Genomic DNA, 24,467 nt, shown 5'->3' with positions numbered 1-24,467 from the left:
TCTACAGAAAAATAAAATAATATGTCTTTAAAATTTGGTGTTATCGGCGGCGGAAGCTGGGCAACTGCGATCGTAAAAATGCTTACTGAAAACTTAGAAGAAGTAGGCTGGTATATGCGCAGTGTGTATGCTTTAGAACATCTTAAAAAAGAAAAACATAACCCCAATTATCTAAGCGCTGTAGAGTTTGATACTGCTCATTTAAAACTGAGTAATGACATTAATGAAATCATCGCCTACGCAGATTACCTCATTTTTGCCGTGCCTTCTGCTTTTGTAGGAAAGGAGCTTGAAAAAGTGACCGCAAGTTTTAAGGATAAGATCATTTTTTCGGCCATAAAAGGGATCGTTCCGGAAACCGGTCAGATCGTTGGGGCGCATTTTCACCATAAATATGATATTCCGTTTGAAAATATCGGAGTGATCACCGGTCCTTGTCACGCCGAGGAAGTCGCTTTAGAACGACTATCCTACCTTACCATCGCTTGTGCAGACGAGCAACACGCACAGGTAGTCGCAGATCACCTTAAAAGTTGGTATATCAATACCACGATAAGCGACGACACCATAGGTACAGAATACGCCGCGATGCTTAAAAATATCTACGCCATAGCCGCCGGAATTGCGCACGGCTTGGGTTACGGTGATAACTTTCAGAGCGTGCTGATGAGCAATGCCATAAGAGAGATGAAAAAGTTCATCAAGAAAGTGCATAAAATGAAGCGTAACATTAATGATTCGGCGTATTTAGGAGATTTGCTCGTTACGGGCTATTCTGTATTTAGCCGAAATAGAATGTTTGGAAATATGATTGGTAAAGGATATACCGTTAAAAGTGCTCAGATGGAAATGAGTATGGTTGCCGAAGGTTATTATGCTGCCGAAAGTGCTTTTAAGATCAATCAAGAGTTGGGTGCCAAAACCCCGATAATAAATGCTGTTTATAACGTGCTTTACAAAGGCAAAGACCCCAAAAGTACTTTTAAAAAATTAACCGAAAAACTTACTTAGATCATTCGGCTAGAACGCCTTCTTTGAGCATAGAGGGCAAAGGTCCCACCTTGCTATCTTGAATACTATTTGCCGGAAAAATGAACTTCTTGTCAAAGAGTTTTCCTTCTTTAAAAAAGGTTACCGCAAACTCATTAGTAAGTTTAAGCACGCTATCTTCAATAAACTCGATCTTGGCAAATGCTTTTGCCGGTAAGGTCTGCAACTTGTGTCGCATTTGACTCGTCGTCTGTTTAGCGCTATAGCCTTTAGATACAATCAAAACCATTTCTAGAGGTTCGCCGGTATCATTAATGAGATATGCGTTCCAGTCATCGGTGCGATGTGTTTCATTAAACTCTTTTACCGCTGCGACGTACACCCCTTCAACTTCAGGTATTGTGATGTCTTTTTTCATGATTAGTCGTCGTTAACCTTCCACATAATCCAAAGCGCAAGAATAGCGATCGCCATAATTCCTAAGAAAATACTACCAATGATGATCTTGATCGCTGCGATCACAAATGTGAGGTATGCGACAAGCGCAAGAGCGATTAGAAGTACGGCGATAACTACATATTTTTTCATAGCCTAGATGGATTATAAAGCGCTTTTAAACTGATTTAAGAAGCGTAAGTCATTTTCACTTAACAAACGAATATCTGAGATCTGATGTAATAATAAGGCGATACGGTCTATACCCATACCAAAGGCAAAACCGCTGTATTCTTTAGAGTCAATGCCACAATTTTCGAGCACATTAGGGTCTACCATCCCGCAGCCCATAATCTCTAACCAACCGGTTCCTTTGGTCATTCTATAATCGGTTTCCGTCTCTAAGCCCCAATACACATCTACTTCGGCACTAGGCTCAGTAAACGGGAAGTAAGAAGGTCTTAAACGAATTTTACTCTTCCCAAACATCTCTGTGGTAAAATGCTGAAGCGTTTGCTTAAGGTCTGCAAACGAAACATCTTTGTCGATGTACAAACCTTCAACCTGATGAAAAAAGCAGTGAGAACGCGCTGAAATCGCCTCATTACGAAAAACTCTCCCAGGAGAGATGGTGCGTATGGGTGGCTTGTTTGCTTCCATATAACGCACTTGTACAGATGAAGTATGCGTACGCAATAAGACATCAGGATTAGTCTGAATGAAAAACGTATCCTGCATATCACGCGCCGGGTGATGTTCCGGCAGGTTTAATGCGGTAAAATTGTGCCAGTCATCTTCAATTTCCGGTCCTTCTGAAACATCAAAACCTATTCTGGAAAAAATATCAATGATCTGATTCTTGACAATAGAAATGGGGTGGCGTGAACCTAAAGTGATCGCATCTCCGGGACGTGTAAGATCGCCGTAAACACTTTGCTCTTCAGCCGATTCCAGACCTGATTTTAAGGTGTCAATCTTATCCTGAACCGTAGTTTTTAATTGGTTCATCGTTTGACCAAAAGCTTTCTTTTGCTCGTTAGGAATGTTCTTAAATTCAGAAAAATACTGATTGAAAAGTCCTTTTTTTCCTAAAAATTTAATTCTAAAAGCTTCTACTTCATCAAGCGAACTCGCCGTAAATGCTTCAGCCTCGCTAATAAGCTCCTTAATTTTATCTAACATAATGCTAATTGAATCCCTTTTGGGTTATTGTATACTGCCCATCGGCCTTATCAAAATTTCCCTGAGCAACTGCCATTCTTCAAAAAAATGACCAGTGTATCAGAGGCACAAATTTATGAAATATCGGCGGCTTGGGCTTTGTTGTCCCGGTAAATATATTGCAGAATAAAAAATACAGCGGTTCCGCCAAAAATATGCCAGAGCCAGTGTGTTCCCATCCAGAAGAACTCAAAATCCAGACGGTTGTCCAGCACTCTAAACAAAACGGCAAAACCAAAAATCACAAAAGCGGTTAAAGCCGATTTCGCATAGCGCCATTTGGTTTTTATGAGGTAGCCCAAAATTGGAATCAGAATGCTTAATGCACTGATCAAATACCCGATGCTATGTTCTAAATGCTTCGGCAGCGGTAAATATCTTAACCCTATAAATGCCAAACCTATGCTTAAAACAAAAATCAAGCGTTTGCCCCAGGTGTCTTGCCATTTAAAAATGAAATAAAGCAAAGCTGCAAAGCTCAGTCCGCGAATAGGTACCCAATCCAGCAAAAGCCAAGCTTCTGCGTTGCGCAACCCGTGATAGAGCGTTCCGCCAACATAGCCTATAAAAATGAACGGCAAGGCGATCATTAAAAACCATTGTTTTTTAGGCTTGCGGTAAATTTTGATCCCAAAATAAACCACGATAAACAAAAAAATAAGATTGCTGTAGGTATTAAACGGCTCCACCGGAAAGCGCCCGGCTATGGTTTCTTTGTAAATAGGTCCCGTATCATTAGGGAACAGCTCTTGTAAAATGCTTAGCAACATAGCCTTAAAACCGCAAAAAAATAGTTTATTGAACGAGTTCTTTCTCTAGAAAATACTGCACAATGGCCTCTTTCATAAGCAAAGATTGCTCCCCAGCTTTTAAGGCGGGTAATGGCTCAATCATTTCGTAGTGCGGCCAGCCATCTTCATCCTGATAATCAAAACGATAATACCCAAAAGGTTCTAACAGTCTGCAAATTGCAATATGCATCAAATTGATCTTATCATCTTTTTTAAAGCGCTTATCTGGCTTGCCTAATTCTTGCACTCCTATCAGATAAATAATCGCGTCGAGATCTAAGACCTCACCATCAGCAAAACGTGCAGATAGTTTGCTTACCACCTGCTCCCAGCGTTCTTTAAGTTGTTCGTCTCTAGCCATGCCGCAAATATAATCAAGATCAAACAATACCTATACTAACATAAAGCCAACTCCTAAAAAGATTATTTAGCCCTAAATAGTATCTTTAACCAATGAATTATCTGGATATTATAATCGGAATTTTACTTCTTTTAGGCCTTTTTAAAGGACTTAAAAACGGGCTACTCATTGAAGTAGCCTCATTGATCGCTTTAGTTTTAGGGATTTATGGCGCCATTCACTTCTCCTATTATGCGGTAGATTTTTTAACCGAAAAGGTAGATTGGAGTATTCAGGCGATTAACCTCGCAGCATTTGCGGTAACTTTTATCATTATTGTTTTGGTTATTACACTCGCCGGAAGAATTTTAACTAAAGTCGCTTCTTTAGCGATGCTGGGCATCGTAAACCGAATTCTAGGCGCAGCATTCGGTCTTTTAAAATCTGCTTTTATCCTGAGCGTGATTCTGATGTTTTTAGCTGCAATGACCAGTAGTCTTAATCTCATTGATGAGGAAACACGAGAATCTTCGGTTCTTTATAGCTTGATCAAGCCTATCGCTCCTGCGGTTTTACCAAGTATATTAGAAGAAGTAAAAGAGTTTCGAGAGAATGAAGACACTGATAAAAGCAAAATTGAGTTACAATCTGTTTAAAATGGATCTCAAAAAAAAGCTTTTGATTTAAAATAAAATAGCGCTGCAATGCAGCGCTATTTTTATGCGTTAACAAACTCACTGTCAATCATCTAACCTGTAAATTTCCATAATGTTTTCTAAGATGGCATCAAAGTCTATTTTGAGATCAATTAGCTTTCCTGAATGTATATCAAAAACCCACCCGTGCACGCTGAGATTACGTTTACGTATTGCCTTTTGTACATCAGCAGTTTTAATAACATTCACACACTGCTCTTGAACGTTTAGCTCTACAAATTTCTTATAACGCTCTTCTTCATCCTCAATTAGACTTAACTCTTCCTTATGTATTCTATAAACGTCACGAATATTTCTCAACCAAGGATTTAATAGTCCCAAATCTGAAGATTGCATCGCAGCTTTAACACCACCACAATAATAGTGACCACAAACTACCACATGTTCCACTTCAAGATGCTCAACCGCATAATTAATAACAGACATAGAATTAAGGTCTGTATTAGGTACCATATTGGCAATATTACGGTGTACAAACACATCTCCGGGACCTACACCCATCAATTCTTCAGAAGAAACACGGCTATCACTACAACCTATATAAAGAATTTTTGGCGATTGACCCTGTGATAATTTTTTAAAATATTCAGGCTCTGCGCTTAACCGCTCTTGAACCCACTCTTTGTTGTTCTCAAATATCTTCTTAATATCCATCTATCTTTGGTTTTTAGTTAAAAATCAAGCTAATGCAATCCTAAAATTAGTGAAACTAAGCATTACTTGTGTCTTCCTATATTAAAGAGACGCTAAAAATAGAAATTAAGTAGCTCTCAAGCTAAAAAAGCCAATTTGAATATCTAAATGGTCAATGAAGTTGCTTGAGTGGTAAAACTACCTCTTGTTCATTCCCGGAGAATAAAGCGAGTTTATAATATTTATAAAATTTTAATATCTGTAGTAGGAATCCAGCCTTCTTTCCCGTCTGCCAGTCGAATCATTTGCCAATCGCCTTCGGTCTCTAGTACACGAACTTTGGTTCCTTCATGTAAAACGAAAGCCTCCTCGCTGGCTAAATTAGGCTCGCTTTTAATTTCAGCTTCTGCTGAAAAAACAATAGCAAACTGCTTGTTATTTTCATTGGATTGCGCCTGAAACGCCAATGTAAGACTTAACAATCCCAATCCCAAAGCCACAAAAGCCGTAGTAAAAAAACCGCGTTTTAAAGCCGTGGTTTTTCCGAAGTAATAAATGATAAAACTCAAGGCAAAAAGTAGCATGCACACCACAGTAACGATCGCCCAACCGTCTAGTGAAAAAATATGAAGCAATTGATTCCACCATCTTTTAAAGGTATTTTCAGGCAACGGCGTTATTGCGTCAATGGTCATATTTTGAGCAAACTCCAGATTGTTTTTGATCTCTTTATCATTAGGCTTCAATTCAAGAGCTTTCTCATAATTATAAACGCTTGGTGCAATGCGATTGAGTTTATAATTGGCATTAGCCAAATTATAATACACAGCCGCCGACTCGTAACCGGCGTCAAGAACTTTCTCATAATTCTTGATAGCTTCCTCAAAATTATTTTGAGCATACTGCGAGTTTCCGGTTTCAAAAAGCTGTTGCGGCGTTTGTGCATTTAAGCTCAACGAAGCCATAAACAGCACAAGAACCACAAAACGATAGCTTGATCTTATCATTGTTTTCATAACTGTTTATCTATTTCTGAAATTACACGCGACGCCTGCTCATAATCGTGTTGCATTGCGTCACTGCTTGAAGGTGTGTAGCGCGCAAATTCGCAGCTTTCTAAAAGCTTGAGGAATGCCGCAGTGGTTTCAACAGTTACGCCACGATCTTGCAGCAACTGGCTGATGCGTTCTTTGCTCATTTCGCTCGTCTGAATATTCAACCGTGCTTTTAAATAATTATGCAAACACTTTTCTAAGGCTAAATAGAAAGCGGTTTGATTTCCCAAACTCTTTTTGGCATCGCCTAAGTATTTTCGGGCCAGTTTATCCGCTTTACGTAAGCGATTTCCTTTGATATCATTTTGATAAGCTCTGCGTTTACGACCGAATAAAATCGCTAACGGAATCAACACCACCGGTGTCGCCAGTAAACTCCAGAATGTAGTGGAACCAAAAAATCGGTCTTGATTCATCGACTTTAGCTTTGTGTCAGATTTGATATATGCAAATTGCTTAGTTTCTTCCACAGGGATTTTATCGGCCTTATCTGAAGAAGCCAATGTAGCAGGACCATTTTCTACATCAATCACGATCTCATCACTACTTAGCGTTTTATACTGCTCTGTCGCAGGATCAAAATAAGAAAAGCGAATAGGCGGAATAGGATAGCTTCCCTTTTGTTGTGGAACAATCGTATAACGTGCACTGTTAGAACCTGCCATTCCGTTAAGCGAAACACGAACGTCTTGCTGGTTTTCTGGCTCATAAACTTCAAGTGCACTAGGCAATTTAGGCTTCGGTAACGTGAACAGTTTTAAATTCCCATTTCCTTTTGCAGTTAATGTAAGATCTAATGCCTCTTGCGCGTCTAGTTTCGTTTTACTGGCTGTAACTTCAAAATCAAAATTACCTACAGCTCCTGTAAAACTTTCGGGCTTCCCATCTTCCGGTAAGGATTTTACGTTTACTTTACGGGTTGGTGCAGTTACCGTAATTTTTGCCGGTCTTGTGATGCGCATTCCAAAAATATCTCTACGATTGGTTGGTGCTTCCACATTGATATTTAACGCTAGAGGCTCAATGGTAAGTTCTCCCGTTTTTTGCGGATAAAGCAGCGTCCTTCTTAAGATCACATAGCGATAGGGTTTACCCTGATACGAACCATCGTAAACTTTAAATTGCTTCTCATCAATGCTCTGACTCCAGAAATCTGCAAACTTAGGTGCGTCGAGCTCGTTCCAGCCATTTACAGCAGTTTCCCGACTTACATAAAGCTTATACACCACGGTAAACGCCTCGTTCAAATAAGGATCATTCTTAGAAACTTCAGCGACCAGATGCACATTATCTTCTGCAGCGGCTACAGGATCATTAGGGTCTTTGGGTTTTTCGACCGCACCGGTCACGGTGATTTCTATAGGAATCGTTTTATACACCGTCCCGTCGATCTCAATTTCTGCCTGACCGATTTTTAAAGTACCTGTAGCATTAGGCTGAAGAAAGTAAGAGAAGGTTTTAGAGAAACTCGCCTTACCGTTAATCCACTGCTTACTGATGGATTGGTTAGGACCACCAACTACCGTAAAACCTTGAAAACTGGGCGGCCTAAAATTGTCTCCGTCTTGATTCATTTCAAAATCAACACGTAAACGTTCATTGACCCCTAGTCGTTGTTTACTAACGACAGCGTCAAATTCTACCTGAGACCATGCACTGAATCCGGTAAATAAAACAATCAGCAAAAATTTTAGCTTCATCTTCATTATAACTTCTGCTTTTTACAGGCTTAAATTACCAGTCTTTATCTGTTTTCACTTTTGCTCCTTTAACCTTTTGAGCATTAATTTTATCCTGAACTTTATTCTCTTCGTTTTTCATCGCTTCAAGCAAACTCTTTACTTGCTGAGGAGATAGTTGTCCCTGACCGGGTTGTGGCTGTTGTTGTTGCTTCTCTTTATCGCCGTCTTTACCCTCATCTTTTTGATCTCCATCTTTATCCTCGGGCTTGCCTTTATCGTCTTTATTCTGATCGCCCTGATCTTTCTTTTCATCACCTTGATCATCTTGATCCTTAGGCTTACCATCGTCGCTTTCTTTGTCATCTCCTTCACCATCCTGATCTTTTTGATCTTCATTCTGGTCTTTGTTCTGATCCTGATTCTCATCATCACCGCCGCCACCGCCGTTCTTCTCTTCTTCCTTTTTAGCAAGTGCTAGATTATATCGCGTTTCTTCATCGGTAGGATCATTGCGCAACGCATTTTTATAAGCTTCGACGGCTTTCTTAAAATCCTTTTGCTGATAAAAGGCATTCCCAAGATTGTGAAAAGCTTTATGTTTTTCAGCCTTTGTTTGGGCTACCTCTGCAGCCTGAATATAGCGATTCATCCCCTCGCCATATTTTTTGTTTCGGTAGTAGTTATTCCCCATATTGTATTTGGCCGCCGTATTTGCAGGATCTTTAGCAACTGCTTTTCGGTAGGCAGATTCTGCCGCTGCAAACTCGTTTGAAGCAAACTCATCGTTAGCTTCCGCCACAAAATCCTGTGCTTCCAGAATAGCCGGGTCCGGTTTTTCGCTTTGCGCAAATACCACACCAGTGACCAAAATAAAGGTCAAGCTCAAAAGATTATTTATAAAATTCTTCATCTTTAAAAAGATTAAGATTTAGACTTATTTTCATTGAATAAATTCAGTTTTCTCACCCAAGCGGTTTTACGCTCCAGCAAGAACACATCTATAATTAGCAAGAATAATGCCGCAGCAACAAACCACTGAAACTGGTCTTTAAAATCTGCAAATTGCTTAGCCTCAAATTCTTTTTTATCCATTTGATTTAAAGCGGAAGCCATTTTGTCAACCACTTCTTGCGTACTGTTTCCGTTGATGTATTCACCATCAGCCTCCGCTGCGATCTCCTGAAGTGTTGCCGGATCAAGCTTAGTGATCACCGTCTCTCCATTCTGATCTTTCTTATATGACTGAACAACTCCATTTCTTTTAATAGGAATACGATCACCCGCTTCTGAACCTACACCAATGGTAAAAATGCGAATGCCTTGCTCTGTAGCCGATTCTGCAATAGAAGCCACCTCGCCCGCGTGATCTTCCCCATCAGAGATAATTACTAAAACTCTGTTTGTTTGCTCCTCATCATTATAATAGGTTTTTGCCAACTCGATCGCATCTCTGATCGCTGTTCCTTGGCTCGATAACATATCTGTATTCATCGAATTAAGAAACATTTTTGCGCTGCTGTAATCTGTAGTGATGGGCAACTGCGGATAAGCGCTTCCGGCATAAGCAATGATCCCCACGCGGTCACTGCCTAAATTGTTAATGATCTGCGTTACCAGCTGTTTTGCTTTATCGATTCGGCTGGGTGCGATATCTTCAGCATCCATACTTTTAGAAACATCAACCGCAAAAACCACATCAACACCTTCTCGTTTTACCGTTTCTAACTTGGTACCGATTTTTGGATTTACCAAAGCCACGGCCATACAGGCCAAAGCGAGACACAAAACGATAAGCTTCAACACCGGTTTAAAAACCGAACGCTGCGGGGTTAATTTCTCCAACAATTCACGGTTAGTCACAAAGCGTTTTTGCGCACTGCGTTTCCAAAGGGTGACTGCAAAGTAAAGCAGTACCACCACCGGAATCACCAGCAACGCCCAAAACCATATTTTTTCTTCTAGTAAATACACAAATTAACTATTTAGTATTCAATCTAAATTTTAAACAAAACTTCTAAACACCGTATACCTCAACAGCAATTCAAACAACAAAAGCAAACCTGCCAGAATAACCAGCGGTCTGAATTTCTCCTCATAATTGGTATACTTAAATTCTTCAACATCTGTTTTTTCAAGCTTGTTGATCTCGGCATAAATCTCTTCTAAAGATTCATTATCGGTCGCTCTAAAATAGAGTCCGCCGGTTTTGTCTGCGATCTCTTGCAGTAAGGTTTCATCAATTTCAACAGGAATACTTCCGTATTGAAAACTTCCGTCAGGGCGTAACGCAACAGGAGAAAGCGCTGTCCCATTAGTTCCCAGACCTATCGTGTAGACTTTGATCCCAAATTCCTGAGCCAGTTCACTCGCGGTTGTTGGCTCTATAAATCCGGCGTTATTCACACCATCAGTCATCAAAATGATCACTTTGCTTTTTGCCTTACTGTCTTTTAAACGGTTTACAGAAGTCGCCAATCCCATTCCTATTGCGGTACCACCTTCAATAATGCTGTTGTACTCGATATCGTTGAGCGAACTCAACACAATACTTTTATCGCTGGTAATGGGCGTCCTAGTGTAACTCTCACCCGCATATTCTACAAGACCAATCCGGTCACTGGGACGATCTGCAATAAACTGCGAAGCCACCTCTTTAAGCGCTTCCAGACGGTTAGGCTTTAAATCACGCGCCAACATACTCGCCGAAACATCAATGGCGATCACAATGTCAATTCCGCGAGTGGTGTTTGTTCGCGTAGAAACATCAACATTGCGTGGTCTTGCCAAAGCTGTAATTAAACAGGCCAAAGCCAACAGACGCAGAACGAATAAAACAGGACGAAATTTTGCAAGCACACCGCTACCTGCTTTAAATCCCTTTAAACTTGAAAGTTTAACCTGAGCCGTAATTTTATTTCGTTTAAAGAAATACCACACTGCAACTACCGGAAGCAGGAGAAACAACCAGAAAAATTCAGGACTTTGAAATTCAAAATTACTTAACATCGGTAGGTACAGTTTTTTGAAGTTCTACTGAATTTATTATGCGCGCGCTCATCTCTTTTGCATAGGTGTCATCTTCTCGGTGGGCTACTAAAATTTGCTGTAAAACCCCGGGCGCCGTAAATAGAAGCATCTCATATTCTCCTTTACTGAATTCGTCTTTGTTCAAGGTTTCTGGGAAATCTCCTGTTCCGTAAACGCGTAAACCTTCGGTTCCTTCCGGTGTGGTGTACTTTTCGGTTTTTACGATCAGGTTTTTAGCGCCGTTGGCTTCAATCGTACTGATGAATCCTTGTGCCGAGGCTTCTAAATTGGCTTCATTTTTTCCGCCAAAGCGGGTATTATTCACCACCACATAAAAGTCGTCGATCAAGCTTCCGTAGGTAAAGGTGCTCATATCCATCTGTTGCTTGAGCGAATCTGGCAACGCAATCTCATTGCGCTCTAAAACTCTAGGAGTACTGATGATCACCGGCGGATACCCGTATTCACTACGCACCCAATCGCTTTCAAGCAAATCTTTTGAAGGATGCCCGATGAAATTATCTTTTACAAAATCAAAACCTTTGGTGGCAATCAAAATTCCTGTAGCGATCACTAAAATTCCAAATACTCCAATGATCGAAGTCAAAATGAGCTTACGCTTGCGACGCTTTGCCAAGGCTTCACGGTAAGCCGCATCACGCATCAATTCTTCTTCTGTAGGCGGCGGAATCGCTTCTTTAGTCTCTTTTACGATCTCTTCAGCTACAATACGGTCTGCTTCAGCCTGACCTGCTCCAGGAGACGTGCGGGCGAATTTGGTAAGGTCGGCACGCTTTAGGATTTGGTCAAGCTTGAGGATGGTTTCTTTGCTCAAATCAATTTTACCTTCCTCTTTTTCGAGCATTAAGCGCTCGATCAATTCTGAAGAAGTACTTTCCATCGAGCGGTCATAAACCTCTTCATCAAGATACCTTCTTACAATATCAGTAAGTTTTGAGTAATATGCTTTAGTCGCGTCACGCTCATCAATGCCTCGCGCCGGTTCTTTATACTCTTCGTCAAGTTGCTTTAAAGAAAATAGTGCCTGCTCAAACGGCGGAAGCTTTTGCTCTGCTGCAGCTTTTTTACGACTGCGGCGAATGATGAAAAATAGGAATCCACCAATAACGGCGGCAAGCAACAAAAAGTACAGTAAATACTCCCAGAATTTACTGGTAGCACGCTCTACGGCGACAATATCTTTAATATCGTAGAGGCCTTGTTTGGTCGTGTCAACCACTACATTGTTCACTTCGATCGCAACCGAATCTGTATAAAAAGGTTGTTGGTTGATAGACACCAATTGCCGCGGAATCGTGTACGAGCCGCTATCAAACTGGGTTAGGCCGTAGCGTTTGATCAAGTTCATTTTTGCACCGGCGTACGAAGTGTCAACCTGATAGGCTTCGATCATTTCTAAAGGCTGAAAGGTTTGCCCTTCAGGAAACAGCACCAAATCTGTAGAATCTGCTTCTACCTGAAATTCATAGGTGATCTGCTCACCAATACGAATTGACGTGGTGTCAACCGCTCCTTTAACCTGCTGAGCTTGCACATTCAATGCGCTTAAAAAAGCAATTATTAAAGCGGAAGCAAACGTACTTATGCTATAAAAACTTGATTTAGGAATATGATTCTTAAGGTTACTGTTCATTGTTGTGTTATCCTCTTCGTTTAAAATAACCTAGTAATTTTTTGACATAGCTTTCATCGGTACGCACATCGATCACGCCGGCACCGCTTCTTGTAAAACTGTCTTTATAATACGCCACACGATCGCGATAATATTTTGAGTAATTGTTGCGCACCTTTTTTGAGGTGGTATTGACCAGCAATAATTCGCCGGTTTCTTCATCTTCCATCTGCACAATTCCCAAACTCGGAATTTCCTCTTCACGCTGATCGTAAATACGTATACCCGTAATGTCGTGACGCTTGGCGGCGATCTTCATTGTGTCCTGATAGTCGTCTGCAATAAAGTCTGAAAGCACAAAAACAATGGCTTTTTTCTTCATCACTCCAGAAAGGAATTTCAAAGCCTGTGCCACATCGGTCTTTTTACTTTTCGGTTTGAATTCTAAAAGTTCGCGAATGATGCGCAGTACGTGCGACTTACCTTTCTTAGGCGGAATGTATAATTCGATCCCATCTGAAAATAAAATGAGTCCGATTTTATCATTATTCTGCAAAGCCGAAAATGCTAAGGTTGCGGCAATTTCGGTGACAATTTCAGATTTTAATTGCTGGTCTGTGCCAAAGAATTCTGAACCACTCACATCTGCCACGAGCATCATTGTAAGTTCGCGCTCTTCTTCAAAAACCTTTACAAATGGCTCATTGTAACGCGCGGTAACATTCCAGTCTATATTACGCACATCATCACCAAACTGGTATTGACGCACTTCACTAAAGGTCATACCACGCCCTTTAAACGTAGAATGATATTCCCCGCCAAAAATATGATCAGACAATCTTCTGGTCTTGATCTCAATTTTGCGTACTTTTTTTAGAAGTTCTTTAGTGTCCATGAGTAATCAATCAAAAAAGAAAATCAGTAGGCAGTAGTTGCTATTTTTCAAGCAAGAACTGCGAACTGATTTCTAATGCTTAGTTTATGGTACTTCGATCTCGTTTACGATCTTGTTTATAATTTCAACAGTAGTTACGTTTTCGGCTTCCGCTTCATAAGTGATCCCGATACGGTGACGCAATACATCGTGTACTACCGCACGCACATCTTCAGGAATCACATAACCGCGACCTTTGATAAACGCATAACATTTTGAGGCTGTTGCTAAGTTGATACTACCCCGTGGAGAAGATCCAAAACTGATCAAGGGTTTTAAATCTGCCAACTTATAATTTTCAGGGTAACGTGTTGCAAAGATGATATCAAGAATGTATTTCTCGATCTTCTCATCCATATACACCTCTTTTACAGCTTCCTGTGCACGCAAGATCTGCTCTATAGAAACCACAGGATTCACTTTCTCAAAAGAACCTTTAAGGTTGGCTCTAATGATGAGTTGTTCTTCGGCATGTTTAGGATAGTCAATTACGGTTTTAAGCATAAAACGGTCAACCTGCGCTTCAGGAAGTGGGTACGTTCCTTCTTGCTCAACCGGGTTCTGAGTTGCCATAACCAAAAATGGTCTGTCTAGCTTAAAGGTCTCATCACCAATGGTCACCTGCTTCTCCTGCATCGCTTCAAGCAATGCACTCTGTACTTTGGCCGGCGCACGGTTAATCTCATCTGCGAGGACGAAATTAGCAAAAATAGGCCCTTTCTTTATGCTGAAATCATTCAGTTTCATATTGTAAATCAAGGTACCCACAACATCAGCCGGAAGTAAATCTGGCGTAAACTGAATACGGCTAAAGCTTCCGTGAACTGCTTGAGATAGCGTATTAATCGCCAAGGTCTTTGCCAGACCGGGAACTCCCTCCAGCAAAATATGCCCACGTCCTAAAAGGCCTATAAGCAAGCGTTCTACCATATGCTTTTGCCCTACGATGACTTTGTTCATTTCCATCGTAAGTATTTTTACAAAAGCACTCTCTTTTTCGATCTTTTCGTTAATCGCTCCTATATCAACAGATGCGCTAGTATCTTCCATACTTTTATTTTATGTGCGTTTTATATGACTCTGAGGTCTACAAGGTTATACTTTATTACTAACCATTTTGTTAAGCAATGGTTAAAATCCCCTGTAAGCACGGCTTATGGAAGGCTTTTAGGGGTAATTCTAATGACGACATTTCACGAGAAATGTTGCAAAAAAAATGCAACCTTTTCAGATTGCTCCTCAAAGATACAGGATTTAGTATTTTTTATCAATAAATGAATCTGGATTAAAGCAGGCATTCAAAAAACATTCTTGTAATTTTCAATTTGTATTACAACCCTAAACTATGACGACTAAAACAGCATTTATTACCGGTGCCACAAGCGGTATCGGAGCAGCAACAGCAACGTATTTTGCCAAAAACGGAATCAACCTCATTCTCTGCGGAAGACGTCAAGAACGCCTAGATGCGCTAAAGGCTGAACTGCAAAATCAAGTAAACGTACACACCTTGACTTTTGATGTGCGAAATAAAAAAGATGTAGCAAATGCGATCAATGGCTTACCGGAAGCTTTTCAGCAAATAGATATTTTGATCAACAACGCGGGTAACGCGCACGGTCTTGACCCTATTCAAGAGGGAAACACAGAAGATTGGGACGCGATGTTGGACATCAATGTAAAAGGCTTACTTTATGTGAGTGATATGATCATCCCAAAAATGATCGCTCAAAACAGTGGTCACATTATTAACATCGGTTCAACTGCCGGAAAGGAAGTGTACCCCAAAGGCAACGTGTATTGCGCTAGTAAACATGCTGTTGATGCAATTAATCAAGGAATGCGCATAGACTTGAATGGTTATAACATACGAGTAGGCGCAGTAAACCCGGGAATGGTTGAAACTGAATTCAGCGAAGTGCGTTTTAAAGGTGACTCAGAAAAAGCAGATAAAGTGTATCAAGGATTTAAACCTTTACAAGCAGAAGATATCGCAGATATCATTCATTTTGTTGTCACCCGCCCTTACCACGTAAACATTGCAGATCTAGTGGTTATGAGTGTAGACCAAGCATCCTCTACGGTGGTTAATAAGCAATAATTATTATTTTGATTACACTTGTTGACTTGCGAGATAGCACATCACAACTCATTTAAAAATCTAGAAATTTTTTAAAACGAATGATCGTTCAACTTTAAACAGGTAACACGTAACTTTATGCTATGATCAACAAACGCCTGCTCATTAAAAACTTACTCGCGCATAATGACGAGAACAGTTTTTATGACAAAAAGCGAAAAGTTGACATCAGCACCAAAGAGGGCAAGGCCAAGTTTTTAAAACACGTCTGTGCGCTTTCTAATTCAAACCCCAAAAACAACAGTTATATTGTGATTGGAGTTGAAGATGAAACCAACGAAATCTTAGGCGTTCCGTTTTTTGACGACAGCAAGATTCAAAATTTGGTAAACGCCTATTTGACCAATCCGCCGCTGATTTCTTATGAAAACATTCCGTTTCCGCATTTGCCTTCAGACCAGGTGATTGGTTTGGTCACGATCAGACCCATTAACAAACTCACAGCGCTAAAGAAAAACATCTGGAAATATTGGGGTGGCACTGCCTTTTTTAGAGACGGAAGCATCTCTATGCCTAAAGTCTTTCAAAGTGAGATTTTAGATATAAACAGCGAGATCGTCGCTACGATCGAAAAACACGCGCACAACAGTATTGAGCTGACTTTAGATGGTGTGATTGATTTTATTAACGTGCGACATGCAGACCTGTTTACGCAGTACAAAGTGTTTAAAGAGCAATTTGTGGTATGCTGGGCAGGGAATAAAAAAGAGGTTAAGGGCAACACCTATTTTAGTCGTGTGGATATCGAATTGATCAACGAGCAAGTGCGCCTTTTTTATTCAGCTTTAGACGAAGTTTCGATCAAGATGACCAGCGATCATTTTACCATTTTAGAATACGTATTGTTAGGGCTTCAAAATGAATATAAATATTACCCTTTAGAAGAATTGACGATCAATTTTAATGAAAATGGTTCGTACACCATTGACAGTAATCTGGTTTTTGAGCCGCCACAATTTGACCGAAAATTGCTCTATCACATTTATAACAATAACAATACGATTCTTAAGAAAGTATTGGCTAATAAAGAGCTCAACAAAGGCGAACTTGAAGACCTGTACAATCTGCCGGCAACGTATTTGATTTGCTATCTCAATGGCTTTGAACCGGCGCTTGACAAGCTAGAAAGTATTCGGCCTTATCTTAGAAAATACGGAACCAAACTTTATAATGCATACAAAGAAAACATTCGCATTTTGCGAAAAGTAAAATACAATTCATGACACGTACCCTCGCCATAGGCGACATTCACGGCGGCCTGAGAGCACTTAAACAAATTCTTGAGCGCGCTAAAACAACCCAAGACGACTTACTGATTTTTTTAGGAGATTATGTTGACGGCTGGAGCGAAAGCGCACAAACAGTTTCCTTTTTAATCGAATTATCAAAAACCCACAACTGCATTTTTATGCGCGGTAACCACGATGATCTGACCTATCAGTGGTTGCGGGACAATACTAAAAATGACACTTGGCTCAATCACGGCGGTAGAAGTACACTAAAGTCTTATGAAAACACGTCTCAAGAAACCAAAGAAGAGCATTTAGAATTCTATAAAAACCTCAAAGATTATTACATCGATGAGCAAAATCGCATGTATGTTCACGCTGGATTTCAAAACCGAAACGGCCCCGAGTTTGAACATTACAGCACCGCATTCTACTGGGATCGCACCTTTTGGGAGATGGCGGTAAGCTTAGACAAACGCATAAAAAAAGATGACCCGGAATATCCTATGCGGCTGCAATACCACAAAGAGATCTTTATTGGTCACACCCCTGTAACCCGCATCGCTAGAGATGAACCTACACAAATGGCCAATGTTTGGAATGTAGATACCGGAGCCGCCTTTAAAGGAAAGCTCTCGATCATAGATGCTGATACTAAAGAATTCTGGCAAAGTGATCCTGTTTACACCTTGTATCCTAATGAAGAAGGCCGAAATGGGTAAACCTAGAGCAGACTTTGAAGCACTTAAATCTCGATTATCAAAAAAATAGTTTGAAACAAAATATAGACTTTTGATACTCATAAGCATACAGCTTTATTAAAACCGAAACATCCTATGGGAATATTTGATAAGATTAAAGAAAAACTCAGCCACGAATTTATCGATATCATCGAGTGGCTCGATTATACGCCAGATACCATTGCACATCGTTTTGAGCGCTATCAAAACGAAATTAAAAACAACGCTAAACTCATTGTACGTGAAGGGCAGACTGCTGTTTTTGTAAACGAAGGCCAACTTGCCGATGTTTTCACACCCGGAACCTACACGCTAAACACACAAAACCTTCCTATTCTTACTACACTTAAAGGTTGGAAATACGGTTTTGACAGTCCGTTTAAGGCTGAAGTATATTTTGTAAACACCCATTTATTTACTGACGAAAAATGGGGAACAAAAAACCCAATTACCTTAAGTGACGATCGTTTTGGCCTGGTAGAAATCAGAGCCTTTGGAACCTACGCTTTTAAAATAAGCGACGCCGGAACGTTCATTAAAGACATTGTAGGCACTGATAATAACTTCACCAACTTTGAGATCAACGAGCATCTCAAAAGTCTGATCGCAACGCGATTTACAGACACCGTAGGAGAAGCCAACCTTCCGATAGAATTGTATGCAGCAAACACTACAGAACTTTCTGAGACGTGTAAAGAAGTGATGCAACCCGAGTTTACTTCGGTGGGAATTTCGCTTGAAAAATTTTATATCGAAAATGTATCGATGCCTGAAGAGCTCAAAAAAGAGATCTTCGAATACAGCCGAATTGATAAACTTGACCTTGATAAATTAACCAAATTCAAAACTGCAAAAGCTATTGAAGCTGCTGCAAATAATGAAGGAGGTACCGCCGGTGCCGGTATGGGAATGGGAATGGGCTTTGCGCTTGCCCAACAAATGGGAAATGCAATGAGCAAGCCACAAGCTCAGCAACCGCAAGCCGCTGCAACGCCTCCTCCAATGTCGGTCGCTACACAGTATTATTATGCACAAAATAATGCACAGCAGGGACCTGTGAGTTTTGATCAGTTACAGGCACTTTTCGCCTCGCGTGCGATCAATAGAAATTCCTTGATCTGGAAACAAGGCATGAGCGAATGGAAAGCACTTCAGGAGATCGAAGAATTGAAACCCTTTTTAGGCGGAAACACACCACCGCCACTTCCGGGTCAATAATTAATTTCAAAGCTGCTTTGACCGAACCTTCCATTCAAAAATCTGAACTCAAAAAAGCCTGTAAAAATTGTGGTGCCGAGCTTAAATACAAACCAGGCACCACAACGATTACGTGCGAATACTGCGGAAACCAAGAGCAAATCGCACTGGAAACCGATCCTATCAAAGAATTACCGCTTCGGCAATTTCTTCAGGAAAAAGGAGCACAGGCAAACAGCGAAGAAATAAGCATACTGCATTGCAAAAATTGTGGCGCCAATCAGCATGTTGAAGAGAATTATAAGTCTTTGCATTGCGTGTATTGCGGTACGCCGCTAATCAGAGAAGACGCAAAAACAGAACAGTGGATTCTTCCAGGCGCGGTTTTGCCTTTTCAGCTTACACAACAAGAGGCGATTCTTCGGTTTAAAAAATGGGTAAACGGACTTTGGTGGGCGCCCAACGATTTAAAAAAAGCAACGCTAGACCCGCAGTTCACTAAAGGTTTGTATTTACCCTATTGGACGTTTGACGCGCAACTGTATGGTCAATATAGCGGTGCTCGGGGTGATTATTATTACGAAACACAATCCTACAAAGACAGCAAAGGCCGAAGACAAACACGCCGCGTGCGCAAAACTCGTTGGATTCCCATCAGCGGAAACATTAGTGGTTTTGTAGATGACACCCTTATCAACGCCTCAAAGCAACACACCGGTAAAGTACCTCGTGGTGTCGCACTGTGGAATTTAAAAAAGCTACAGCCTTTTGAAAGCAGCTTTCTTGCTGGCTTTGTAACTGAAAAATATACAATTCCACTTAAAGATGGGCATCTCGAAGCTCAGGAAGAAATGCGTCGCATTGCAGACACGTGGGCGCGTCGCGATATTGGCGGAGACGAGCAACGGGTAAATACGTTAAACATCAACCTGGAAGAAGAAACTTTCAAACATATTTTGTTGCCGGTTTATATCTCGGCGTATCGCTATAAAGGAAAAGAATACAGCTTCTTTGTAAATGGAGAAAACGGAAGCATTTCAGGTAAACGCCCGTATTCCTTCTGGAAGATTTTCTTTGCGGTATTAGCGGGTATTCTCCTTTTTGGAATAGTGTATTTGTTCAGTAAATAAATCAGAATACCAACGTATTGGGCAACACCAATAAAAAAAGCCGCTTAGTAGCGGCTTTTTTATTTGCAATATTTTTTTCTCTTACAAATCAAATTTAATCCCCTGTGCCAGCGGTAACTCTGTGGTATAATTGATCGTGTTGGTCTGGCGACGCATATACACCTTCCAGGCATCAGAACCGCTCTCACGCCCGCCACCGGTTTCTTTTTCACCACCAAAAGCACCTCCAATTTCTGCACCGCTGGTACCAATATTTACATTTGCGATTCCGCAGTCACTACCAGCTACACTTAAGAAGCGTTCTGCTTCACGCAGGTTATTGGTCATAATCGCTGAAGACAATCCCTGTCGTACGCCGTTTTGCAGTTGAATCGCATTCTCCACTTCTCCGCTATATTTCATTAAATAAAGTACCGGAGCAAAAGTCTCGTGCTGTACGATCTCATAATGATTTTCTGCTTCTGCAATGGCTGGTTTTACATAGCAACCACTCTCATAACCTTCACCTTCCAGAACCCCGCCTTCCACTAGAATTTTACCACCTTCTTCAACTACTTTAGTCAGAGCATTTTGATAATTTTTCACCGTGTCTTTGTCGATTACCGGCCCCACGTGATTGTTTTCATCTAGCGGATTCCCAATGCGTAATTGACCATATGCATCTACAATTGCATTTTTTACTTTATCATAAATGCTCTCGTGTATGATCAGCCTGCGGGTTGAAGTACAGCGCTGGCCGGCAGTTCCGACCGCGCCAAATACCGCACCAATCACCGTCATTTTAAGATCAGAATCCGGAGTAACGATAATCGCGTTGTTTCCGCCGAGTTCCAAGAGAGATTTTCCTAATCGAGCACCAACGGTTTGCGCTACTTGTTTTCCCATTCGGGTAGAACCGGTCGCCGAAACCAGTGGTACACGCTCATCTTTAGTCATTAATTCGCCTACAGTATAATCGCCGTTGATTAGGCACGAAATACCTTCAGGCAGGTTATTCTTTGCAAACACACGTGCTGCGATTTTTTGACAAGCAATCCCCGTAAGCGGTGTTTTTTCTGAAGGTTTCCAGATACATACATCACCACAAACCCAAGCCAGAGCCGTATTCCAACTCCATACCGCCACCGGAAAATTAAATGCCGAAATAATTCCAACAATGCCTAACGGATGATACTGCTCATACATACGATGCCCGGGACGCTCAGAATGCATCGTCAAGCCATGTAGTTGACGTGAAAGTCCCACAGCAAAATCACAGATGTCTATCATTTCCTGCACTTCGCCTAGACCTTCTTGATAGCTTTTACCCATCTCATAAGAAACGAGTTTTCCCAAAGGCTCTTTAAGTCGGCGTAACTCCTCATTAAACTGGCGCACCACTTCGCCTCGCTGTGGTGCCGGCATCACGCGCCATACTTTGAATGCTTCGGCGGCTGTTTGAACTACTTGCTCATATTCTTCCGGAGTGGTTTGCGTCACTGATGCAATGTCTTTTCCGTCAACGGGAGAAACGGAAGTAATCACTTTACCTGAATTACTCGTTTTTAAACCGGTTGAAGTTCCTGCATTTTCAGAGGTGATCTCCAATGCTTTTAGCGTTTCAGCTATTGCTGCGTTATCAGTGATTTGAGCCATTATATTATAGTTTTCTTATAATTTATGTTTGTATTCTTCGAAGTTAATAAATACCAACCTCTATTTAAAGTGAAATTTAGAAGATTAGCAAACTAAAAATGCGCCTAAAACAGCGCATTTTTAAATCATGTAGCATTCCAACTATTCTACAAATCGAGCATCAGCTTCCATCACCGTACCGCACTTATCGCAGGTACGTAATTCTTCGCTTCCATAAAATACTTTGAAGTGCTTTAAAAAGTCTTTCTCGATATCATTCAGTGGAAAATAAACCTCATAGAGTTTGTGATTGCAATTATCACAAAACCATAATAAACCGTCTTTTCCGTCAAGATCTGCGCGTTTTCGTTCAACAACAAGACCTATAGAACCAGCTTTACGCACTGGAGAATGCGGCACTTTTGCAGGATGCAAATACATATCGCCGGGACCTAATTTCATCGTTCGCTTTTCGCCTTCGTCTTGCACGTGTACTTCGATTTCACCTTCTAGTTGATAAAACAATTCTTCGGTCTCATTATAATGATAATCCTTTCGGGCATTAGGTCCCGCAACCACCATAACGATATAGTCGTCTGCGTCTTTATATAAATTTTTATTCCCAACCGGTGGTTTTAATAAATCCCGGTTTTCTTCAACCCATTGGGTTAAGTTAAAAGGTTTTGCAATAGCCATAATCTCGTATTTAGGCTAAAATTACAACATAATAAAGTGGGATAAAACAATAGCGACACAGAGTTTCTCAAAGGTTTTTCTGTATTTTAGAAGCTTAAAATTCAATCTTTATGAAGTCATTGCTACCCGTTTTATTGCTAAGTTTTTTATGTTTCGCTTGTAACCAAGAAAACGCACCTCAAACAACTGTTGAACCAACGCCCCAACAACAAGAATTTGCCATTATCATACACGGCGGAGCCGGAACGATTCTTAAAAAGAATATGACTGATTCTATGGAACAGGCTTATAAAGCTAAGCTTACTGAGGCCATCAAAACTGGCTATGAGATCCTTAAAAATGGTGGAAAAAGTCTTGAAGCGGTACAACGCACTATAAATGTGATGGAAGATTCTCCGCTGTTCAATTCGGCTAAAGGTGCGGTGTTTACTCACGAGGGTAAAAATGAACTAGACGCCTCTATTATGGATGGTGCTACTTTAAATGCGGGCGCGGTTGCCGGCGTTACCACAGTGAGAAACCCAATCAATCTGGCCTATGAGGTCATGACAAATTCTGAACATGTGATGCTTAGCGGCAAAGGCGCAGAAACTTTTGCTAAAGAAAAAGGCATTGAACTCGTGGACCCGTCTTACTTTTTTACTCAAAATAGATACGATGCTCTGCAACGTGCGCTTGATCGCGAGAAAGAAGATTCTATCAGTAAAGCAACTGCTTTTTATGATCCTTATATTAAGGATGAAAAATTTGGTACTGTTGGCTGCGTAGCATTAGATAAAAACGGAAATATTGCCGCAGGGACTTCGACCGGCGGGATGAGCAACAAGCGTTATAACCGCATCGGTGATTCGCCAATTATTGGTTCCGGGACGTATGCAAATAATGCAACTTGCGGCGTGTCTTCAACCGGCTGGGGAGAGTATTTCATCCGTGGTCAGGTGGCTTATGATATCAGCGCGCAAATGGAATATGCTGAAAAAAGTCTGTCTGAAGCTACAGCGAATGTAATTCAAGAAAAGTTGACAAAGCTAGGCGGTACTGGCGGAATTGTCGCGCTAGATCACTACGGAAATCCTTCGATGGAATTTAATACCGAAGGAATGTACCGTGCTTATATGAATGACCAAGGCGATTTGACTCTTGGTATTTATAAAGAAAGCGAAAACTAGTTCTCGTGGAGCTCACCGAAGATCAATCATATTACGCGGTAATTTTTACATCAATTCAAGCTGAAAACACTTCCGGCTACGCCGAAACGGCTGCCCAAATGGAAAACCTTGCACAAGAGCAACCGGGTTATCTAGGAATGGAACACGCCCGAAGCGAACTTGGGATTACCATATCCTATTGGAAAACCGAAGCTGCCATCGCCGGTTGGAAAAATCAAGTAGATCATCTCGTAGCGCAAAAAACCGGAAAGGACAAATGGTATTCAAAATATTCGGTACGTGTATGTAAAGTAGAACGTGAATATCATTTTAATTCGGAAAACTAAGGCAGTAACTTACCTCAACTATTTAATCATGAAAAAACCCTTAAGTAAAAACTTAAGGGTTTTTCAGTAAGTAATTCTCGCGAGGAGAAAAGCGAAACAGCAGGCCCCCACCTGCTGCATCTAACATAACAAAACCAACTTAAAGCTGTAAATTTTGTAAATATGTTGTGTGTCGTAATTGATTTTGCGACCTGTTGGGTCAGGTCATTGGGGGATTTAAGATTTGGGGGGTAAACTGCTTAAAATTATAAGCGTTTTATTTTGTGATAAAAATTTGAGTAAAGAATGCAATACCTTTTTCATTCTTCACAACCGAAAGACCGCTATGGGTAAAGTTACCTTCAATCGCTTCTTTATGGCTTTCACTCTTCAACCAAGCAGCAACTACTTCTTGTGCGCTACGGTATCCGTAAGCTACATTTTCACTTACACGTGCTGCACCTTTTGCTTTTAAATAATCTGAACGCTGAAAGAAATTATCGTGGCTGATCTCATTTTTAGTAGCCATATACTTTGAATGCTCAATCGCCTTCACTTTAGAATCGTTGTTAAAGGCTAATTCAGAAAGGCCAATGCTTGAGCGGTGTTTGTTTACTTCCACAAGAATTTCTTGTGCAAAAGCGTCTTCAACAGTTAGATCTGCAGAAACTTCTAATGTTGCTTCATCATTAGTAGTCATTAGCTCTTCATCTTGTGAACAGCTGGTAAGGAAAATGGCAAAAGTAATCGCCAACAAGTTGGTTGTAAAAGTTCTCATGATTTGGGGTTT

General features: G+C 40.8%; 26 protein-coding genes. 9 read left to right on the top strand and 17 right to left on the bottom strand.

The features are described 5' to 3' along the window. Nucleotides 1-21: 21 nt before the first annotated feature. Nucleotides 22-1,011 (top strand): NAD(P)H-dependent glycerol-3-phosphate dehydrogenase, encoded by a 990-nt coding sequence (locus HCN54_RS15465; protein ID WP_167598495.1) that lies wholly within the window; start codon nt 22-24, stop codon nt 1,009-1,011. A gap of 1 nt (nt 1,012) precedes the next feature. Here the strand turns inward: HCN54_RS15465 and HCN54_RS15460 are convergent, their stop codons facing one another. The 5 genes from HCN54_RS15460 to HCN54_RS15440 all read right to left on the bottom strand — a co-directional run bounded on the left by HCN54_RS15460 (nt 1,013) and on the right by HCN54_RS15440 (nt 3,798). Next, entirely contained in the window at nt 1,013-1,408 is a 396-nt protein-coding gene (locus tag HCN54_RS15460) for a hypothetical protein (protein WP_167598494.1), read from the bottom strand. Between the two features lie 2 nt (nt 1,409-1,410). After that, nucleotides 1,411-1,578 carry a hypothetical protein gene (locus HCN54_RS15455; RefSeq protein WP_164916912.1) on the bottom strand — a complete coding sequence of 56 codons (168 nt, stop codon included), beginning with the start codon at nt 1,576-1,578 and terminating at the stop codon, nt 1,411-1,413. Between the two features lie 12 nt (nt 1,579-1,590). Next, nucleotides 1,591-2,607: a phenylalanine--tRNA ligase subunit alpha gene (gene pheS / locus HCN54_RS15450; RefSeq protein ID WP_072981063.1), complete on the bottom strand. Its 1,017-nt coding sequence runs from the start codon at nt 2,605-2,607 to the stop codon at nt 1,591-1,593. 113 nt (nt 2,608-2,720) lie between these two features. Further along, on the bottom strand, nt 2,721-3,416 hold the full coding sequence (locus HCN54_RS15445) for a ceramidase (RefSeq protein WP_167598493.1): 696 nt from the start codon (nt 3,414-3,416) through the stop codon (nt 2,721-2,723). 25 nt (nt 3,417-3,441) lie between these two features. Beyond that, nucleotides 3,442-3,798, bottom strand: a complete 357-nt coding sequence (locus HCN54_RS15440; protein ID WP_167598492.1) for a hypothetical protein — start codon at nt 3,796-3,798, stop codon at nt 3,442-3,444. A 92-nt stretch (nt 3,799-3,890) separates the two neighbouring features. Here HCN54_RS15440 and HCN54_RS15435 point away from each other — a divergent pair, with 92 nt between their 5' ends. Further along, nucleotides 3,891-4,433: a CvpA family protein gene (locus HCN54_RS15435; RefSeq protein ID WP_167598491.1), complete on the top strand. Its 543-nt coding sequence runs from the start codon at nt 3,891-3,893 to the stop codon at nt 4,431-4,433. A gap of 84 nt (nt 4,434-4,517) precedes the next feature. Here HCN54_RS15435 and HCN54_RS15430 read toward each other — a convergent pair whose 3' ends face one another. From HCN54_RS15430 to HCN54_RS15390, 9 genes are all read right to left on the bottom strand, one after another. Next, a complete protein-coding gene (locus HCN54_RS15430) occupies nt 4,518-5,147 on the bottom strand; it encodes a carbonic anhydrase (protein WP_167598490.1) in 630 nt (209 codons plus the stop codon). Between the two features lie 221 nt (nt 5,148-5,368). Further along, a complete protein-coding gene (locus HCN54_RS15425; protein ID WP_167598489.1) occupies nt 5,369-6,142 on the bottom strand; it encodes an SH3 domain-containing protein in 774 nt (257 codons plus the stop codon). Next, nucleotides 6,139-7,887 (bottom strand): BatD family protein, encoded by a 1,749-nt coding sequence (locus HCN54_RS15420; protein WP_167598488.1) that lies wholly within the window; start codon nt 7,885-7,887, stop codon nt 6,139-6,141. The genes HCN54_RS15425 and HCN54_RS15420 overlap by 4 nt, the downstream gene beginning before the upstream one ends. A gap of 28 nt (nt 7,888-7,915) precedes the next feature. Further along, nucleotides 7,916-8,773 carry a tetratricopeptide repeat protein gene (locus tag HCN54_RS15415; protein WP_167598487.1) on the bottom strand — a complete coding sequence of 286 codons (858 nt, stop codon included), beginning with the start codon at nt 8,771-8,773 and terminating at the stop codon, nt 7,916-7,918. Between the two features lie 11 nt (nt 8,774-8,784). Next, complete coding sequence (locus HCN54_RS15410; protein WP_167598486.1) at nt 8,785-9,834, bottom strand: VWA domain-containing protein; 1,050 nt, start codon at nt 9,832-9,834, stop codon at nt 8,785-8,787. A gap of 30 nt (nt 9,835-9,864) precedes the next feature. Then, entirely contained in the window at nt 9,865-10,869 is a 1,005-nt protein-coding gene (locus HCN54_RS15405) for a vWA domain-containing protein (protein ID WP_167598485.1), read from the bottom strand. Continuing rightward, entirely contained in the window at nt 10,859-12,544 is a 1,686-nt protein-coding gene (locus tag HCN54_RS15400; RefSeq protein ID WP_167598484.1) for a hypothetical protein, read from the bottom strand. The genes HCN54_RS15405 and HCN54_RS15400 overlap by 11 nt, the downstream gene beginning before the upstream one ends. 7 nt (nt 12,545-12,551) lie before the next feature. Further along, a complete protein-coding gene (locus HCN54_RS15395) occupies nt 12,552-13,418 on the bottom strand; it encodes a DUF58 domain-containing protein (protein WP_167598483.1) in 867 nt (288 codons plus the stop codon). A gap of 84 nt (nt 13,419-13,502) precedes the next feature. After that, complete coding sequence (locus HCN54_RS15390; RefSeq protein ID WP_072981053.1) at nt 13,503-14,507, bottom strand: AAA family ATPase; 1,005 nt, start codon at nt 14,505-14,507, stop codon at nt 13,503-13,505. 295 nt (nt 14,508-14,802) lie between these two features. Between HCN54_RS15390 and HCN54_RS15385 the strand changes: the two genes are divergently transcribed. The 5 genes from HCN54_RS15385 (at nt 14,803) to HCN54_RS15365 (ending at nt 19,893) form a co-directional block, all read left to right on the top strand. Continuing rightward, a complete protein-coding gene (locus HCN54_RS15385; RefSeq protein WP_167598482.1) occupies nt 14,803-15,558 on the top strand; it encodes an SDR family NAD(P)-dependent oxidoreductase in 756 nt (251 codons plus the stop codon). A 122-nt stretch (nt 15,559-15,680) separates the two neighbouring features. Continuing rightward, nucleotides 15,681-16,820, top strand: coding sequence for an ATP-binding protein (locus HCN54_RS15380; RefSeq protein WP_167598481.1), 1,140 nt, complete (start codon nt 15,681-15,683; stop codon nt 16,818-16,820). Further along, a complete protein-coding gene (locus HCN54_RS15375) occupies nt 16,817-17,548 on the top strand; it encodes a metallophosphoesterase (RefSeq protein WP_167598480.1) in 732 nt (243 codons plus the stop codon). Before HCN54_RS15380 ends, HCN54_RS15375 begins: the two co-directional genes overlap by 4 nt. Before the next feature lie 114 nt (nt 17,549-17,662). Next, complete coding sequence (locus HCN54_RS15370) at nt 17,663-18,784, top strand: SPFH domain-containing protein (RefSeq protein ID WP_167598479.1); 1,122 nt, start codon at nt 17,663-17,665, stop codon at nt 18,782-18,784. Between the two features lie 17 nt (nt 18,785-18,801). Next, entirely contained in the window at nt 18,802-19,893 is a 1,092-nt protein-coding gene (locus HCN54_RS15365; RefSeq protein WP_167598936.1) for a DNA helicase PriA, read from the top strand. 81 nt (nt 19,894-19,974) lie between these two features. On the opposite strand, the gene HCN54_RS15360 is transcribed toward HCN54_RS15365, so the two are convergent. Further along, on the bottom strand, nt 19,975-21,528 hold the full coding sequence (locus HCN54_RS15360) for an aldehyde dehydrogenase family protein (protein WP_167598478.1): 1,554 nt from the start codon (nt 21,526-21,528) through the stop codon (nt 19,975-19,977). A 141-nt stretch (nt 21,529-21,669) separates the two neighbouring features. Then, nucleotides 21,670-22,203, bottom strand: coding sequence for a 3-hydroxyanthranilate 3,4-dioxygenase (locus HCN54_RS15355; RefSeq protein ID WP_167598477.1), 534 nt, complete (start codon nt 22,201-22,203; stop codon nt 21,670-21,672). 110 nt (nt 22,204-22,313) lie between these two features. Between HCN54_RS15355 and HCN54_RS15350 the strand changes: the two genes are divergently transcribed. Next, nucleotides 22,314-23,372: an isoaspartyl peptidase/L-asparaginase family protein gene (locus tag HCN54_RS15350; RefSeq protein ID WP_167598476.1), complete on the top strand. Its 1,059-nt coding sequence runs from the start codon at nt 22,314-22,316 to the stop codon at nt 23,370-23,372. Nucleotides 23,373-23,377: 5 nt separating this feature from the next. After that, a complete protein-coding gene (locus HCN54_RS15345) occupies nt 23,378-23,698 on the top strand; it encodes an antibiotic biosynthesis monooxygenase family protein (protein ID WP_167598475.1) in 321 nt (106 codons plus the stop codon). Nucleotides 23,699-23,954: 256 nt separating this feature from the next. On the opposite strand, the gene HCN54_RS15340 is transcribed toward HCN54_RS15345, so the two are convergent. Continuing rightward, nucleotides 23,955-24,455: a CAP domain-containing protein gene (locus HCN54_RS15340; RefSeq protein WP_072981043.1), complete on the bottom strand. Its 501-nt coding sequence runs from the start codon at nt 24,453-24,455 to the stop codon at nt 23,955-23,957. Between the last annotated feature and the right edge of the window lie 12 nt (nt 24,456-24,467).

The organism is Leeuwenhoekiella sp. ZYFB001, assembly GCF_011784865.1.
Classification (GTDB): domain Bacteria; phylum Bacteroidota; class Bacteroidia; order Flavobacteriales; family Flavobacteriaceae; genus Leeuwenhoekiella; species Leeuwenhoekiella palythoae.
Note: the sequence above shows the minus strand (reverse complement) of the source record. Positions and strands in the feature narration are given on the sequence as shown.